Below are 17,768 nucleotides of genomic sequence, written 5' to 3' on the forward strand. Positions count from 1 at the left end.
GTGGGCCCGGAGGTGTGTATAAGAGACAGATCGTGTTCAGCCGAATTTCTTGACGGCAAAGAAAGCGCCTGGGAACGAAGAACCGGTGCGTGGCCGACGAGCATGTCGTGCGAGTCGTTCTGTGCTACAGCAGATCCCGAGGCAGATATCGCGAAGCCCTGGCGGGCATGGTTACTTCGGTCCGATCTGGTGAATCAGATCGACAAGGCGGTCGCGGACCGGCGGTGGCGGCGGCACCGTCGGCTGGGACGCGGCGTCCGTCCCGCGATCCTGGGCCGCCGAGTAGAGCTCGGTCATCGCCTGGTGGAAAGGCCGGGCCTGGTCGGCGACCCAGGCCCGTTCGAGGGCGATCAGGATCTGATCTACGCTCTCCCACCACGGTCGGGAAGCTGCCCGGCCAGCGACGGCGGTGAGAAGACGCACCGCCTCCAACCGTGAGTCGTCATCCACCAGTGCACCCGTCTTCGGCCAGCCGTCGCCCGTGTTGGCGGAAGATTACCGGGTCTGGACGGAACCGCAATCGCGAACCTGGGAGGATGCGTGTCACCTGCGACGGGACCGTCGCTGATCGCCCCGGAACTCACCGTCCATGTGTTCGTCCCCGTCACCGGCCCGCATGCGGCTGCCCTCGACGGCTACCTGCGAGCGCTGTGGGGACGCTGTCGGGACGAGCTCGGCATGGACATGGCAATGACCTCGTTGGGCGTCCCGGCCTCGATCGCGTCCCCCAGCTCGTCGGACCGGCGTCGGACCTCCGAGGCGGTCGCCGCCCAACGGCGAGGGGGGCCCGGAGTGTTCCAGAGCCTGCTTCGCCGTGAGCACGACGTCCTGTGCCTGTCGGTGATGCTCGCGCCGGACCCGGCCGAGGCGAGCAGCTGGTCGGAACTTGGCGAACTGTGGTCACGTGCGATGGGACCGGCGCCCGAGGGGCTAGTCGGAACAGCGCAGTTGTACCTGGCCAGGCTCGGCGACCCGGGGCTCGCACGGGCGGTCGCGACCGAGGAGCTGGGCCGTGTCTGCCGCACTCAGCTGCCCGCCCCGACACCACCTTCGGAGTTCTCGGCCCGCGGCACCTCGACCGGTTCGGGTTTCGCGGTCTGGGAAGCCGACACCGTCGACGACACGCGGTTGACGCGCCGAATCGTCGTCGTCGCCGCACGAGACCGAGACGCGGAGCTGAGCGCATGGACCTGGACTCGAGGCGGCATGGCGCTGACACCATTCGCGCGCTATCTCCTCCAAGCGGCCAGGCTGCGCTATCACCTGCGCGTCTGGGCCGGTGGCGAGCCGGTCCACACGTTGCGCCAGTCAGTGGACGACTCCGCGACGGTGGTCGTCTCCTGGCCGGGTGTCCCCGGCAGGCCCGAGGAGTCCGACGTCGATGGCCTGGCCGAAGACCGGGTCGCGACGCTGCGTCGTAACGTCCACGAGCTGGTCGCCGCACGCAGCCGGCTTCGCCAGCTGCGCCTGTCGCTCGACGCTACCCGCAACAACCTGGAGAACTATCTGGACCCCGGCCCCGGCGAGGACAGCGAGCTGGGCCCCTTCGCCGATGACATGGACATGGCGAGGTGGTTCGGCCGCCAGATCGACGACGACCTGTACATGGTCAGTGCAACGCTCGACCGGGCCCGAAGCGCGCTGCGCACGGCAGAAGACCTGGGACGGACCATGGCCCAAGCTACCCACACCACCGCAGCCGCGCGCCCCACGGAGCAGCTGGCCTACCGCGTCGCCGATCTCCGGGGCGAGCAACCACCAGCCACGATCGGCGACATTCATCTCACGGGCACGGAACGGGCCGATCTCCTTACCGCCCTGGCCAGCGCATTTCCGACGGACGCAGCAGCCGAACCCGTGTTACGAGCCCTCGGACTGCCGCGGCAACGACGTCGCGGTCTCGACTACATGCCGCCTCGGGACGGCTGGGTCGAGATTCTGACCGAGTGCGACAACGGTGCCGTCCATGCACCGTACCGCCGGCTTGTCGGATTGGCGATCGAGCTCTATCCCTACAACGGGGTGTTCGCGGCACTGGCTCGCAGGCACGACATCGGGCCCTCCAGTCTGTCCGGGGACGACGACCAGCCCATAGCATGAGGCGCTGTGACGGGGAGTATCAAATCGGGGCGTCTACACGCACTTCTCATCGGAATCAACGTTTATCTGCCAAACGTCCTGGCCGGGGGTGATTCCTACCCAGACCTGCACGGATGCGTCGCCGATGTGAGGGCCGTACGGACGTTTCTATGTGGCCGCCTGGGCGTACCCGATGCACGGATCACTGTGCTGACCGCGGACCAGGACCAGAAGGACCCGGGCGCCCAGCGGCTGCCGACCTACCGGGGCATCGTGACTGCGCTGACCGACATCACCGTCCAGGCAGAGCCGGGCGACCAGGTCTACCTGCACTTTTCGGGGCATGGCGGCCGGGTACCGACCGATTTTCCCGCATTGAAGGGCGCTGACGCGCTGGATGAGACATTGGTGCCCTGCGATATCGGCGCGCCGCACGGCCGGCATCTACGCGACCTCGAACTGGCCTTCCTGCTGCGCCGGATGGTCGAGCGGGGCCTGTTCGTGACCGTGGTCCTGGACAGCTGCCATGCCGGCGGGGCGACCCGCGGAGCGCAGGACGCGCGGGCCCGCGGCATCGCGACGGTCGACCGAACGGCCCGCCCGGTGCCGAGTCTCGTCGGCACCTCGGATGAACTCGTCGCCGACTGGCTCGCCGCCGGGGGTGGACCGCCAGGTGACCAACACCTCGGGTGGGGAACTCTGGACGGGTCGGCTCGGGTCGCGGTGCCCGCAGCCGGTTGGCTGCCCGATCCGTCGGGTTATGTGCTGCTCGCCGCCTGCCGGCCCAGCGAGTCGGCATACGAGTTCCCGTTCGACGGTGCCAACAGCCGTGGCGCACTGAGCTACTGGCTCCTCGACGCACTCCAGGGTTTCCACCCGGCCACGACGTACCAGTCCGTCTACGACCGCGTTCTGGTGAAGGTGCACAGCCGGTTTCGCCAGCAGATACCGATGCTTCAGGGCGAGGGCCACCGGACGATGTTCGTCGGAGACCCTGCCACCCCGCTGTCCGGCGTCCTGGTGTCCGCGGCCTTCCCGGGCGAGGTGAGCCTCGCGACTGGACACGCACAGGGCGTCGAGCCGAGGGCCCGCTTCGTCGTCTACTCGTCGTCCGAGGCCGCCGGGGTCATGCCGGCCAGCGAAGGCATGCCGGCCAGCGGCCCGTCGGAGGCGGTCCCCGTCCGCCTGGCGACGGTCGAGGTGACCGAGGCCCAGGCGACCGAGTCGACGGCCCGGGTGGTGACCATGCTTCGTGACGAGCCGATCCGGGCCGGCATGCGAGCGGTGCTGGTCGACCCGGGCGGCATCCGGCTGCAGCGTGCGGTCCGGGTGGTGGGAACAGGCGCGTCGGCCGCGGCGGTCCGTCAGCAGATCGCCGCCGACGGCACCGGCTTCATCCGACCCGCCGACGACGGGGAGGCCGCCGAGTTCGTCGTGACCGTCGAGCCGTCGGGAGAGCTCCGGATCGGCGACGCGGCCGCGGCCCCACTGCCGCACCTGCCGCCGATGCGGGCGGACAGCGAGGCCGTCCCGCTGGCCACCTGTCTGGCTCACCTGAGCCGGTTCCAGGCCATCCTGGAACTCGATGACCATGATCCGTTCTCGCCCGTCGCCCGGGCGCTCGAGCTGGCCATCGTCGGCCGGGCATTGACCGCTCACGAGGGTGAGCGTCCGGAGCTGATCCCACTCGACGACCGCGGCCCGACGCCGTGGATTCAGGCCGGCGAATGGGTGACCGTCCGGCTGCGCAACGCGGGGTCGACGGTGCTCAACATGGTGGTCATGGATCTCCAGCCGGACTGGGGCGTATCCCAGGTCCACCCGTTGCCCTGGGTCAGCGACTGGGAGCCCTTGGATCCCGGTGAGGAGCGGGACTTCGAGCTTCGGGCCGAGCTCGCCCCCGGTTCGGCGTCCAGCACAGGTCCGACGACCGGGGCTGGTCCGCGTTCCGACCCCGGGGGGACACCCACCGAGCAGGTCGACGTGCTGAAGGCCTTCGCGACGGTGGAGCCGATCAGCTTCCGATGGCTGACGCTGCCGAGCGTGGACCGTGCTGGCGGGCCGCCCGACCGCCCGCGCCACGGCACGCCCACGACCGCCCTTGAACGGCTGTTCGCCCTGCTCTCCGCAGGATCGGCGGCCGAGCGGACGCTGGTCCCCGGCAGTGGGGCGCCGGCCGAGTGGGCCACCACCTCGCTCGAGATGCGCATCCGCCCGTGACCAAGGCCGCGAAGCGCCTCGCGCGCCTGCAGGAACTCGCCGACGCGCAAGAGTGGGACCTGGCGCTGCAGTTGGTCGATGGTTGGCTGGCCGAGCAGCGCAAAGGCGGCGCCGTCGAGCCGGACCAGTTGGGGCTGCTCCAGAGCCGAGCCCGGCTGCTGGGTGGTCCGTTGGGCCGCCTGCGCGAGGCCGCCTATGCCTACCGAGAAATTCTGGGGCACCTGGGCGGCGCTTCCGACGATCACGTGGCGTACCGACTCGCCCTGAGCGCCGATCTAGCCGACGTGCTGACCAGGCTCGAGGCCACCGACGAACTGGCCCGGCTCGGTGCCGAGATCTGCGCCGCGCGGCCGTGGAGCCGCCGGCCTCCACGGCCCGACCCCGAGCTGGACGACGACGCGAACAGCGAATGGCGCGCCGCGGTGTTGACCCTGGCCCGGCTGGCGGAACGGTTGTCCCGGTTCGACGAGGCCGAGGACGCCTATCGCGCGCTGATCAGTGCCGCGCCGGCCTCGATCGAGGTGACTGATCCGGCCGCGACGGCGGTGAACAACCTCGGCCTGCTGTTGTCCAAGCTGGGGCGGCACGAGGAGGCTGCCGACCGAATCGGCACGTTCCTCCAGGCGGTGTCGGCCGTGGCCGAGGACGCGCTCGTCCAGCTCGCGACGGGTCTGCACAACCTCGCCGTCGTCGGGCACGCTCGCGGTGCCGACCGCGAGGCTGAGGTCGCCTGCCGTCGGGCTCGCGTGCTGTGGGAGCTCGCGCCCGGAGACCATCGGGTGAGCATGGCCGCCGCCGACGACCTGCTAGCCGTGACGCTCCAGGCGCAGGGCGACCTCGCCGCCGCTCGCCCGATGTTCGAAGCGGGCCTGCGTACGCGCGCGGAGCTGCTGGGCGAGGTGCATCCCGGATATGCGGCAACCCTCAACAACCTCGGTGCCCTGGACCTGGAACTCGGGCACATCGACGCGGCGGCGGCCGCCCTCGGCCGGGCGGCGGAGATTCTGCGGGATGCGCTCGGTGAGAACCACCCTGACTACGCGCGGACACTGGTGAACCTCAGCCGGGTCGCCGACGCGTCGGGTGACACCGACACCGCCTGCCAGCGCGCCGAACAGGCGCGGGCCATCCTGATGGCGACGCTCGGCGAGGACAGCGCCGACACCATCGGGATCACCACGACGCTCGGCACGTACGAGGCAGATCGCGGCAACTACGAACGTGCGCGAAAGCTGTGCGAGGACGCCGTGCGCCGGTACGCCCGCCGCGACGCGACCGGCAGTGCCAGCGCACCCTCTCGCCCAGCGGCGGGCGCCGGCACCGCCGGCGCTGACGAGACAGCCGACGCGCGCTATCCGGCCGCCCTGATGAACCTTGGCCACGTCCTCGCGACCGAGGGAGATCACCGAACCGCGATGGGCATGTTCGCCGAGGCTCGGGCCACCGCCGAGCGGGTGCTGGGTCCGCGGCATCCCACCGTCGCCGCGATCCTGGCCAACCTCGCCGATTCCCTCCTCGAGACCGGTGACCTCGGCGCGGCCGAACAGGTCGCTCGCCAGGCGCTCGCTCTGCGTCGCGAGGTCCTCGGCCCGCGCCACCCGGAGGTGGCCATGATCCTCAACAACCTCGGCAACATCCTGCTGCGTGCCGGTCGTTACGCCGAAGGCATTCCACTACTCGGCCAGGCCGCGGACCTGCGGCGAGAAATCCTGCCCGCCGCGCATCCGGACCGTGCGCGCAGCGCGAACAACCTGGCCGTGGCATACGCCGAGATCGGCGATCTGGCGGAGGCGGAGAAGGGGTACCGGGCCGCGCTGCGCCAGTGGGTCGACATTCTTGGTCGAGACCACCCGGACGTCGCCCTGGCCCGGACCAATCTCGGTCAGCTCCTGACACACCGAGAACACTTCACCGAGGCCGAGGCGGAGCTGCTGGAGGCGCTCCGGATCCGACGCGCGGCGGCCGGAGACAGTCATCCTGACGTCGCCGACACCCTCAGCGCCCTGGGCAATCTCTGGCTACGCACCAACGATGTCGACCGGGCCACCGGCGCACTGACGGATGCCCTGGAGATCCGGCGGGCGGCACACGGCGACAGTCACCCGGACGTCGCGCGGGCGCTCAACAACCTGGGGACCCTGCATCTGGGGCACGGCGACATCGTCTCCGCCGAACGCCTGCTGGCCGAAGCGGTCGAGGTCGCCGCCCGAGCGCTCGGGCCACGGCATCCGGACCTTTCCGGAATGCTGACGAATCTGGCCACCGTCGACATCATGGCCGGGCGGACTCGGTCGGCGTTCGACCGGCTGGTGCGGGCAAGCCGGATCGACGACGAGGCGATGCTCGATGTGTTCGCCATCTCTGCTGACCGGCGCCGGTTGGAGTTCCTGGCGAGCCTGCGGGCGACCTACTGCGCCCTGATCGCGCTACTGGTCGACCAGGCCGCGCTGAACGTGTCGGGATCCGAGTCGCTCGGCGAGGCCGATGTCCGGGTCATCCTCGACATCGTCCTGCGCCGCAAGGGCATCGCGACCGAGATCCTGGCGGCCGGGCGTCGGGAGGCGATCCAATCCGCCGACCCGGCCGTCGCGGGGGCGCTCGTGGAGCTCACCACCGTGAGTGGTCGCATCGCTCAGCACATCCTCGCCGGTCCGGAGGCGACCGGATCCGAGCGCTACGCCGAGACACTGGACGAGTTGCAGGCACGGGCCGAACGGTTGGAGATCTCGCTGGCTCAGGACCGTGGTCGGGCGTTCGCGGCCAGCCTCCTGCACGCTGCGGGCCTCGATGCCGCACCGACCGTGCCCTCTGACCAGATGGGTGGGGAGAACGACCTGGTGTCGAGGATCGCCCACACGCTCCCCGCCGGCGCCGCGCTGGTGGAGATCGTGGAGATCGATCAGCTTGACTCACCGGTACCCGGCGGCGCTCATCGCGTCGGGCGGACCAGCCACTGCCTCGCCTTCGTCATCGGCTCAGCCGCCACCGCGGCACCGAGTGTCACCGTCGTCCGGCTGGGGGATCCCGCCACCATCGACGCCGCGATCGCCGACTTCCGCGTTGACCTGACCAATGACCAGAACAGGGCTCCCGGTCCGCCGCGCAATCTCGTTCCAGCGGGCGGACGGCCCCGAAGTCACTGGTGGGACACGGGCCGGGCGCTCGCCGGCCTCGTGCTGGACCCACTTCTACCCGCGCTTGGCGGAGCCACCGAGCTGATCATCGGCCCGGACGGGGATCTCGCCCGGCTGCCGTTCGACGTGCTGCCCCTCGACGAGACCTCACTGGCCGCGGACAGCTTCGTCATCAGTTACCTCGGCACCGGGCGGGATCTGCTCCGCGACGCGGCGAGGCCGTCGTCCGCGCCACCGGTCGTGATCGCGGACCCCGATTACGACGCCCCGCCCGAGCTCGGCGCCGTCGGCGGCTCGGCGTCGATGCCGCCCACGCCGCAGGGTCCGTTCGGACCGCTGCCGGCCACCCGGGAGGAGGGCCGGCAGGTGGCCATGATGCTGGGCGTCGAGCCGGTGATGGGCTCCGCGGCAACCAAGGCATTCGTGGGCGGGCTGCGGTCCCCCCGCATCCTGCACATCGCCACCCACGGTTTTGCCCTGCCGGCGATCGACCGCTCCGACGAGCCCATACCTCCCGGGGCTCGGCGCACCGTCGTGACACAACCGCGCTTCGCCCTACTGCTGGCAGCCGATGACCCGGAACTGCGCTCCGGGCTGGCACTCGCGGGGATCAACCGATGGCTGCGCGGCGAGTCGACGCCGGACGACGTAGGGGATGGAATCGTCAACGCCCGCGACATCGCCTCACTCGATCTGACCGGGACCGAGCTGGTGGTCATGTCGGCCTGCGAGACCGGGCTCGGCTTGGTCCAGGTCGGCGAGGCGGTGTTCGGGCTACGCCGGGCCTTCGCGGTCGCCGGAGCGAACACTCTGATCACCAGTCTGTGGGCCGTTCCGGACGAGCAGACCCGGACGCTGATGGAACACTTCTACCGCCGGCTGCTTGCTGGCGACGGCGTCCGGCACGCCCTGCGGGACGCCCAGGCGCGGGTACGCCGCGACCACCCACATCCCTGGTACTGGGGCGGATTCATCTGCCAGGGCGCCGCCGGGCCGATCGGTTCGGCCTGATCGGCCTGATCGGCGGCCCCGGTGGGGCCGGCCTGTCACGGCGCCCCGATCAGAACGAACGGCGCCCACAGCCGGCTTCCGGCCAGCCCGTCCGACGCCGAGGTCGGACGGCTCGGCGGCTCTGGATGCAGATTGCGGCTCCGAGGCGATGATCCAACGGCGTCCGCAGCCGCGGTCGCGACGCCCGCCGCGGCCGCCAGGCTCGCGTAATGCTCGGCCCGGTCGGCCGCAGACAGACCGCGCAGGTGCTCTCGCGCGGCACCCAGCGCGCTGGCCGGCGCCTTCCCTGCCACCAGACCCCGGTAGAACTCGACCATCAGAACGCAGGTGGCGACGTCGTCAACCGGCCACAGCGACACGACGGCGCGCCGCGTGCCGGCGGCGAGCAGGCCTCGGGCGAGACCGAGAATCTCGCCCCCGAAGGTGGCCACGCCGCGCCCGGTGTCACACGCGCTGAGCACGACGAGGTCCGCGTCGAAGTCGAGGCCCATCAGGTCGGCGACACTGAGTTCGTCCGCTCCATCGAGGGCAACCGCCGAGTTGGTGGCCGCGTCCTCGCGCAGCAGGCCGTGGCTGGCGACATGCAGGACCCGGGCCGTGCCGAGCGCGGCCCGGACCCGGTCGCGGGTCGCCGGCTCAGGACCGTCCGAGCCGAGCAGCCGGGCGTCGAGCGCGCGGGCGACCAGGCGGGCCTCCAGCGCGGCGCCGGGCAGCGCCGGTAATCCCCGGGTCGGCGCGAAGCGTCCCGGACCGATCACCACAGCATCGCGGGTCGATATCGGGCGATCGGCGGTGGACCGGGTCAGCAGGTCCAGGGCCGGGACCTGGGAGACCACCCGTGACGCACCGAGCGGACGCCCCCCGTCGAACGGCAGCGCCGCGAAGGGCACCAGCCCGAACGCGCCGCCGCCAGCGACGATCACTTGATCATGCTCTTCGATCAGGGGACGGAACGGCTCCAGCAACAGCGCAGCGAGCTCGGCAGGCGCCGCCGGGTCCGCGGTGGGCACGCCGGCGAGAGCGCCGACCGCACTCCGCGCCAGCCCCAGAAGCCGGTCCGGGGCGATCCATGTGGTCCGCCCGACCGTTCGCCGGCCGGTCAGCGCCCAGCCGAGCAGGACATCCGACCCCGCCATGAAACTCAGCAGCAGCGCTCCCGGCGGCAGGTGTTCGGCTACGGCCGCGGCGTCCATCGAGGAAGGCGAGGTTCGCCGGCGGGCTCGGGCAGCGAGCTGGGGCGCGGCTCGCCGCGCTGCCGCCTCCGCGCGCTCAAGATCCGCCTGTGCGCGGTCCAGTCTCCGGCGCGCGTCGGCCACCGCCGGGCCGTCCTGCGGACGAATCGTCGCGAGCTCGTCGAACGCCCCGGTCCAGCGGGCATTGGCCTCGTTCCAGCATCGGATCGCTCCCGCCTGCTGGGCGGGGCTCCGCCGCAGTTCCAGCCGATCGTCCAGCAGGTACCGCAGCGGCAGCGACCGGGGGCGATCGCCCAGGACCAGTGCGGCGCCCGCGTCCCCGACCGCCAGCGCGGCCTGTGCGGCCCGCAGGTACAGTTCGTTGATCTTCAGGTCGTCACAGACCGATGTCCGATGGACGTCGTGGCTCAGACCGGCGAACCACCGTTCGAACTCGTCGATGGCTTCTCGCAGCAGCGACCGCGCCCTGGCCGGCTCGTCAGCGCCCAGTGCGACGGTCGCCGCCAGCAGTCGACGGTCGCGTTCCGCCATTCGCGCAAACGAGGAGTCAGCGTCCGGACCACGCTCGCCGTCGGGTCGCGCCCCGCCCGAGGCCGCCAGCACCGCGGCCGCCTCGGTGAACCCGTGCGCGGCAACCAGTAGCTCGACGTGTCTCGCGGCGGGCAGCTCAGGTGACGCGGCGGCGAGATCCATCACGCGCGCCCGGGCCTGAACGTATCGTCCGAGCCAGGCCAGGATCACGATCTCATAGGCGCGGCCGGCCTCGCCAGCTGCCCGGGCTGCGCGCAGACCCCGCTCGGCCCGCTTGAGCGCAGCCTCCTCCCGGCCTGACGCCCGCAGATGTTTGGCCTCGAGGAGTGGTCCCATCGCCGCGAGCAGCACCAGTTGGGTGGCGAGGCCGGCCGAGACAGCCGCAGTCACCCGGGGTGCGAACTCGGTCTCGGTGGCCGGGACCCCGGCCGAGGTCACCCTTCGCGCGCCGAGTTCGATCAGGGCGGACAGAACGCGCTCACCGCTGACCGCAGGATCGTAGGCGAGCGCGGGTTCGGTCGCGTGCGGTCGGCGGGCCAGCAGTGCGCGCATCCGCCCGGCGCTTCGGGTCAGGCCGGGGAGGTCCCGAACCTCGACGAGCATCGCAAGCTGGCCGAGGACGAGCTCGGCCAGCTCAGACCAGACGGTGAACGGCATCGGCGCCCGGTCGTCCCAGCCACCGACCTCGGGCAGCCGTCGATTGATCGCCAGCTCGAAGGTGACGATCGCCGGACGTCGACTGTTGATGGAGACGTAGAGATCAGCGAGGTCGGCCAGTGCCGATCGGGACTCGACCGGATCATCGAGGCCCGTGGTGATGTCGTTGGCCAAGGTGAGCGTGACCCGCGCCCGCTCGACATCGCCAGCCGTGCGCCAACGTCGCCCGACCCCGCGCGCCACTCGAGCGAGGCCGGCCGCATAGCTGGGGCTGCCGACCGTGGTAGCCCACCGGACGATCTCGGCGGCGACGGGAGGCCCCGTGGCGCTGAGCTGACCGGCCGCGACGTCGGCCAACACCCGGTGAAGGACAGCGAGATGGAAGCCCGCCGAGTCACCGGCCGCGGCGAACTGATTCGCGGCTGCCGCGGCCAGCGCCGACGCCTGTGCGTCATCGCCAGCGAGCCGCCGTAGGTAGGCCCGGCGAAGCGCTGCCGCCGCGATCCCACGCGGAGCATTGACCTCGGTACACAAGTGCAGCGCGGTGCGGTAGGAGCTCTCGGCGTCCGCCCTGTCCTCGGGCGGCACCGGCGCCGGAGTGTGGCCGAGTTCCCCCAGGTCGAGACCAAGCACTTCCGGTGACGAACCAGGAGTGACCAGTCCGTCCCCGATCAGCAGGTGGCACTGTGCGGACATCAGGGTGTCGGCGCGGTCGGTCGAACCGCGCAGACGGTCCGCCAGCTCGGTCACCACACGCCGAGCGTCGTCGTGAAGGCCGCCGAGCCGCAGGAGGTCGGCGGCGACCAGGGCCATGCGGTCCGCGGTCCTGCGCAGTCCCAGGTCGAGGGCGACCGTGCGCTGCGCCTGGAGGTACTCGACATAGCGGCGGGCGGCGGCCTGTCCCCGCTGCGGCCCGGTTCTGCGCGCGCCGACCACCGAGGACCGCAGCATGCCGACTTCGGCGGCGAGACGGACGAGCAGGCGGTCCGCCCGGTCTCCGCCGGCCGCCGCGACCACGGACTGCACCCGCTCCGCCCCCAGCAGTGGCAGCGCCGCCAGGTCCTCACCGGACAGGTTTCCCGGGAACCACAGGCGACCCATCCGCACGGTGAGCACCCAGGCCGCCGCGCGGGCGGGGCTCTTTGTCAGCGCCAGGGCCGCGGCTGACGCGTCCGGTTCCGACAGCGCCGCCGGAATCGGCGACAGATCGGTCGCGGTGGCCAGATCGGCGGCGTGACCAGGCTCTCCGTCTGCAAGCTGACGCAGCATCATCTCAGCGACATGGTCGCTTCGGCGCCCGGCCGGCTCACGCCCGATCAAGGTCCCGGACCAGGCAAGATCCAGATCTTCCCGCGCGGCGCACATGATAAGCACTTCGTCCAGCATGACGCTGCTCCCCGTTTCCGCATCAGACTTCCAGGCGAACGGGCTGGTCGGCGCAAAACTTGGCACATCCGTCAGAACAGGGCAGTGTGTGGTGCAGGGCACGTCGAGTGGGCGGGCCGAGTGGATGAGGAGCGCGCGTTGCGGTTCGTGTACCAGTATCCCGAGACCAACGGCACCGAGGGTGACCTGCTGGACAGCGGTGACGTAGGCGAGCTCGCCACCGCCGCCGAGGCCGCCGGCTTCCACGGGTTCGCCTTCACCGAACATCCGGTCCCCGGCGCCCGCTGGCTCGCGTCGGGCGGCCACCAGTCGCTCGACCCGTTCGTCGCGCTCAGCGCCGCGGCCGCCGTCACCACCCGGCTGCGGTTGCTGACCTATCTGGCGGTGGTGCCCTACCGCAACCCGTTCCTGCTGGCGAAGTCCGCCGCGACCCTGGACAAGATCTCCCACGGCCGTCTCACGCTCGGCGTCGGCACCGGTTATCAGAAGGCCGAGTTCTTCGCCCTCGGCGTCGACTTCGACGAGCGCAACGAGCTGTTCGACGAGGCCCTCGAGGTGCTGCCGCTGCACTGGAAGGGCGAGCCGTTCAGCTACCAGGGCAAGCACTTCTCGGCGCGTGACGTGATCGCCCGGCCCCGGCCGGCGCAGGACCCGATCCCGATCTGGATCGGTGGCAACTCGAAGCTGACGCTGCGCCGGGTCGCGCAGAAGGTCCAGGGCTGGATGCCGCTCGGGGGGCCGGCGGAGCTGTTCACCACCACCAGGACCGCCCAGCTCGCGACCACCGAGGCCATGGCCGCGAAGATCCGCGAGCTGCGTGAGCTGGCCGGCGAGCGCGGATCGCAGCTCGACATCGCCCCGGCCTACCTCGATGCCACCATCAACCGCCCCGACCACGAGGCCGACCGTCACCGCGAGGCGTTCCAGACCCTCGCCGACGCCGGCGTCACCAATCTGATCATCTCGGCGCCCGGCGGGTCACCGAAGGAGTCGCTCGAGTTCATCGAGGCATTCGGCGCCACCTACCTCTGAGGCGCGCTGCTCGTTCCGTCCGGGCCGCCGGGCGGAACGAGCAGCACACCGGCATTACCGCGCTGACGGGTCATCCCCGCAGCGCTCCCTGTGCCGACCACCCAGCTGGCCGAGTGAGAAGGTCATTACCGTAGGTCCGCCCGGGGACGGCGGACCGGTGATCGGCGCTCAGAGGTGGGGCTGTGGTGGACGCGGGTGCGTCGGTGCTCGGATGGAACGATGACCAGGGGATTCTCGACCGGCGGTCTTCCGGCGGCGCCGGAGCAGGGAGCCGAGCGCCGCAGAGGAGGCCGGGGCGGGAAAAGGCTCAGCTCCTGACCGACCGTGCGAGCAGGCGACAGGTGAGGCGGACCATTGTCGCCGCGGCCCTCTTCACCGTCGGCCTGGCGGGCTGCGGGGGGTCGGACGGTGACGGAGAGCCGAACGGGCGGCCTGCGGCTGCGCCTTCGGCTTCGGCTTCGGCTTCGGCCAGCCTCGCGGCGTCGGGCGACACCTCCAGCGGGGCAACGATCGGCGCACGGCAGCCGACGGCGGTGGCCGCCTCCGCGACCGGAATCCCCGTGCCCGCCACGGGCGGCGCGACGCATGGCTCCGCGGCCAGGGGCAGCGTCGGGGCGGGCTCGCCGGCGCGCGGGGCCGCCGCCGCCCAGCCTGCTCGGATCCCACCGTCTCCGATCCCGGCCGGTAACGGTGGCGCCGGGCCGCCTCCGGCCGCCGCCAGCGCAGCCGGGGGCGGCGCTGGCTCACCACAAGGGCTCAGCCGAACGTTCTACGGTGCCAACAGTCCGGGCGAGAACCTTCCGCAGCACACGGCCGGGCCCAATGCCAGCTCGGGTGGAAGGGGGCTCGTGGTCACCTATCCGCCGGCGTCGCCGTTCGTGGTGCCGCAGTGCCACAAGCCCTTGCGGTGCCACGACGACTCCGATCGGCAGGCGACTCCCGCCCCCTCATCCCCCACGGGTGCGGCCGGCCGCTGACCCACCTGCCACCCTCGGCATCTCCGCCGCACGCGATCGGTAGCGGATGAGATTCATCATCGGCGCAGGTCAGGGCATTGATCCGGACGAGCTCATCGCCCGCCCTCGTGCGGGTGGGCGATGAGCTCGGGCATGTTCGCGTGTCGGTCCCCGGCGGTCCGGGCAACCGTGGAGCTCCGGGCCGGCCGTCGGCTGGCTGAGCCGCCGCCGGTCAGCCGAGCAGGGCCAGGGCCTCGTTGAAGGTGCGCGACGGGCGCATGACGGCGGTGGCCTTGACCGGGTCGGGCTGGTAGTAGCCGCCGATGTCGGCCGGGGAGCCCTGCACGGCGAGCAGCTCCTCGGCGATGGTCTTCTCCTCGCCGGCGAGGGTCTTCGCCAGGGGGGCGAAGGCCTCACCGAGAGCGGTGTCGTCGGTCTGGGCGGCCAGCTCCTGTGCCCAGTACAGCGACAGGTAGAAGTGGCTGCCACGGTTGTCGATGCCGCCGACGCGCCGGGCCGGGGACTTGTCCTCGTTGAGGAACGTCGCGGTCGCCCGGTCGAGGGTGTCGGCGAGGACCTTCGCCCGCGCGTTCCCCGTCGAGATCGCGAACTGCTCGAAGCTGACCGCGAGCGCCAGGAACTCGCCGAGGCTGTCCCAGCGCAGGTAGTTCTCCTTGACCAGCTGCTGGACGTGCTTGGGCGCGGAGCCGCCGGCGCCGGTCTCGAACAGGCCGCCGCCGTTCATCAGCGGGACGACCGAGAGCATCTTGGCGCTCGTGCCGAGCTCCAGGATGGGGAACAGGTCGGTCAGGTAGTCACGCAGCACGTTGCCGGTGACGGAGATGGTGTCCTCGCCGCGGCGGATCCGCTCCAGGGAGAACGCGATCGCCTCGACCGGCGCCTTGATCTCGATGGTGAGGCCGGAGGTGTCGTGCTCGGGCAGGTAGGCCCGGACCTTCTCGATCAGCCGGGCGTCGTGGCCGCGGGTGGCGTCCAGCCAGAACACCGCCGGGTCGCCGGTGGCGCGGGCGCGGGTGACGGCGAGCTTCACCCAGTCCCGGACGGGGGCGTCCTTCGTCTGGCAGGCGCGGAAGATGTCGCCGGCGCCGACCGCCTGCTCCAGCACGGCCTCGCCGGCGGCGTTGACCACGCGGACGGTGCCGGTGGTCTGGACCTCGAAGGTCTTGTCGTGGCTGCCGTACTCCTCGGCCTTCTGCGCCATGAGGCCGACGTTGGGCACCGAGCCCATCGTCGCCGGGTCGTAGGCGCCGTGGGCGCGGCAGTCGTCGAGGACGACCTGGTAGATGCCGGCGTAGCTGGAGTCCGGCAGCACCGCGAGGGTGTCGGCCTCCGCGCCGTCCGGGCCCCACATGTGGCCGGAAGTGCGGATCATCGCGGGCATGGAGGCGTCGACGATGATGTCGCTGGGCACGTGCAGGTTGGTGATGCCGCGGTCGGAGTCGACCATCGCCATCGCCGGGCCCTCGGCAAGCTCGGCGTCGAACGACGCCTTGATCGCCGCGCCGTCGGGCAGCGCGTCGAGGCCCTTGAGGATGCCGCCGAGGCCGTCGTTCGGGGTCAGCCCGGCGGCGGCGAGCACCTCGCCGTAGGCGGCGAAGGTCTTCGGGAAGAAGGCGCGGACCGCGTGGCCGAAGATGATCGGGTCGGAGACCTTCATCATCGTGGCCTTGAGGTGCACGGAGAACAGCACGCCTTCGGCCTTGGCCCGGGCGATCTGCGCGGTGAGGAACTCGCGCAGCGCGGCGACCCGCAGGACGGCGGCGTCGACGACCTCACCGGCGAGCACCGGCAGGGCCGGCAGCAGGACGGTGGTGCTGCCGTCGTCCCCGGCCAGCTCGATGCGCAGGGTGTCGTCCGCGGGGATGATCACCGACTTCTCGGTGGAGCGGAAGTCGTCGGCGCCCATGGTGGCGACGTTCGTCTTCGACTCCGCGCTCCACGCGCCCATCCGGTGCGGGTGCGCTCGGGCGTAGCCCTTCACCGAGGCGGGGGCGCGGCGGTCGGAGTTACCCTCGCGCAGCACCGGGTTGACGGCGCTGCCCTTGATCCGGTCGTAGCGGGCGCGGATCTCACGCTCGGCGTCGGTACGCGGGTCGTCCGGGTAGTCCGGCAGCGCGTAGCCCTGCTGCTGCAGCTCGGCGACCGCCGCCCGCAGCTGCGGGATCGACGCCGAGACGTTCGGCAGCTTGATGATGTTCGCCCCGGGGGTCTTCGCCAGCTCACCGAGCTCGGCGAGCGCGTCGTCGATGCGCTGCCCGGGTTCGAGATGCTCGGGGAAGCTGGCGATGATCCGCCCCGCCAGGGAGATGTCGCGGCTCTCTACCTGAACGCCGGCCGTCGCCGCGTACGCCTGCACCACCGGCAGGAACGAGTACGTGGCCAGGGCCGGGGCCTCGTCCGTGTGGGTATAGATGATCGTCGAATCAGTCACCGGCACTCCGCTTCACGTCTACTTCGTCTGGGTATCAAGATATGCCGCGTGAGCGCCGCTACCTTGATCGCAGCGATGGGTACGGTCGGGTGCTCGTCGACGAGCCGGCGTCGGGTAGTCACGATCAGCACAGTGGCTGCGGAGGCCGCGAATGGACACGCAGGTCAACGCGTCCACCGGACCGGAACGCGGAATCGACACCGTGGGGTCGGCGAGTCGCCGCGGGGAAGTGTACGACACCCGGTTCGCCGGGGTCTTCCCATAGACGGCCGGCTCTGCGGCACATTCGAGCCACAGGCACGCTTTGTGCCGATCCACCCCGGGCTCCGACTCCCCCGGACCATGTGAGATAGACCATGGAACGACGATGGCGGTGCACGTCGCTCGCCGCAGGCCGGTTCGGGTGGGGCGGTACGGGCGGGGTAGATCTCCCGCCATGACCGGTATCACCGACACGTCCGACCTCGCCGGCCCGGGTTCGCAGGCGAACCGGGCGGGCCAGGAAGACGCGGAGTCCACGCAGGAACGGCGCAACCGCAACTGGACCGACATCCTGCAGGAGCTGCGGGTGGCCCAGACCGGCGTGCAGCTGCTGACCGCCTTCCTGCTGGCGCTGCCGTTCCAGAACCGCTTCGCCACCCTCACCGCGGGCCAGGAGTGGCTCTACCTGTCGATCGTGCTGCTTTCGATCACGGCGACCGGACTGTTGATCATGCCGGTGAGCCTGCATCGCGCCCTGTTCCGCAAGCAGGAGAAGGAGACGCTGGTCCAGATCGCCAACCGGCTCGCCCAGGTCGGGCTCGGCGTCCTGGCCTTGGCGATCTCCGGCGTGGTCCTGCTGATCTTCGATGTGACCAAGGGTCGGACCACCGCCGTGGTCGCCGCCGGCGCGACCCTGACCGTCCTCGCGGTGCTGTGGGCGGCGATCCCTGCGCTGATCACCCGGTCGGCGCTCACGGAGGACTGATCGCATGCGTAAGGGACTGTTGACCCTCGCTCTCGCCGTCACGCTCGTCACCGGGGGCGTGGTGGCCTGCCAGGACTCGGCCTGTGCGGCCGCGCCCGTCGTACTCGCGCGCGGCGGAGGCGGCGGAGGCAGCGGGCACGGGGGCGGAGG

General features: G+C 71.2%; 8 protein-coding genes. 5 read left to right on the forward strand and 3 right to left on the reverse strand.

All coding sequences use genetic code 11. The features are described 5' to 3' along the window. Positions 1–171: 171 nt before the first annotated feature. Positions 172–450 carry a CATRA system-associated protein gene (locus NBZ83_RS18710; protein ID WP_261569938.1) on the reverse strand — a complete coding sequence of 93 codons (279 nt, stop codon included), beginning with the start codon at positions 448–450 and terminating at the stop codon, positions 172–174. 90 nt (positions 451–540) lie between these two features. Between NBZ83_RS18710 and NBZ83_RS18715 the strand changes: the two genes are divergently transcribed. From NBZ83_RS18715 to NBZ83_RS18725, 3 genes are read left to right on the forward strand one after another with little or no spacing between them, the layout of a single operon-like run. Next, complete coding sequence (locus tag NBZ83_RS18715; protein ID WP_261575498.1) at positions 541–2,100, forward strand: CATRA conflict system CASPASE/TPR repeat-associated protein; 1,560 nt, start codon at positions 541–543, stop codon at positions 2,098–2,100. Between the two features lie 6 nt (positions 2,101–2,106). Beyond that, positions 2,107–4,299, forward strand: a complete 2,193-nt coding sequence (locus NBZ83_RS18720) for a caspase family protein (protein ID WP_261569936.1) — start codon at positions 2,107–2,109, stop codon at positions 4,297–4,299. Then, complete coding sequence (locus tag NBZ83_RS18725) at positions 4,296–8,444, forward strand: CHAT domain-containing tetratricopeptide repeat protein (RefSeq protein ID WP_261575499.1); 4,149 nt, start codon at positions 4,296–4,298, stop codon at positions 8,442–8,444. Before NBZ83_RS18720 ends, NBZ83_RS18725 begins: the two co-directional genes overlap by 4 nt. Before the next feature lie 35 nt (positions 8,445–8,479). Here the strand turns inward: NBZ83_RS18725 and NBZ83_RS18730 are convergent, their stop codons facing one another. Further along, positions 8,480–12,211: a CHAT domain-containing protein gene (locus tag NBZ83_RS18730; RefSeq protein WP_261575500.1), complete on the reverse strand. Its 3,732-nt coding sequence runs from the start codon at positions 12,209–12,211 to the stop codon at positions 8,480–8,482. Between the two features lie 120 nt (positions 12,212–12,331). Here NBZ83_RS18730 and NBZ83_RS18735 point away from each other — a divergent pair, with 120 nt between their 5' ends. Then, positions 12,332–13,243 (forward strand): LLM class F420-dependent oxidoreductase, encoded by a 912-nt coding sequence (locus tag NBZ83_RS18735; RefSeq protein WP_261569933.1) that lies wholly within the window; start codon positions 12,332–12,334, stop codon positions 13,241–13,243. Between the two features lie 1,188 nt (positions 13,244–14,431). Here the strand turns inward: NBZ83_RS18735 and NBZ83_RS18740 are convergent. Next, entirely contained in the window at positions 14,432–16,651 is a 2,220-nt protein-coding gene (locus tag NBZ83_RS18740) for an NADP-dependent isocitrate dehydrogenase (RefSeq protein ID WP_261569932.1), read from the reverse strand. Between the two features lie 436 nt (positions 16,652–17,087). On the opposite strand from NBZ83_RS18740, the gene NBZ83_RS18745 reads away from it, so the two are divergent. Continuing rightward, complete coding sequence (locus NBZ83_RS18745) at positions 17,088–17,618, forward strand: DUF6328 family protein (protein ID WP_261569931.1); 531 nt, start codon at positions 17,088–17,090, stop codon at positions 17,616–17,618. The last annotated feature ends 150 nt before the right edge of the window (positions 17,619–17,768 follow it).

Origin of the sequence: Frankia gtarii (genome assembly GCF_025403375.1) — a bacterium.
Classification (GTDB): domain Bacteria; phylum Actinomycetota; class Actinomycetes; order Frankiales; family Frankiaceae; genus Frankia; species Frankia gtarii.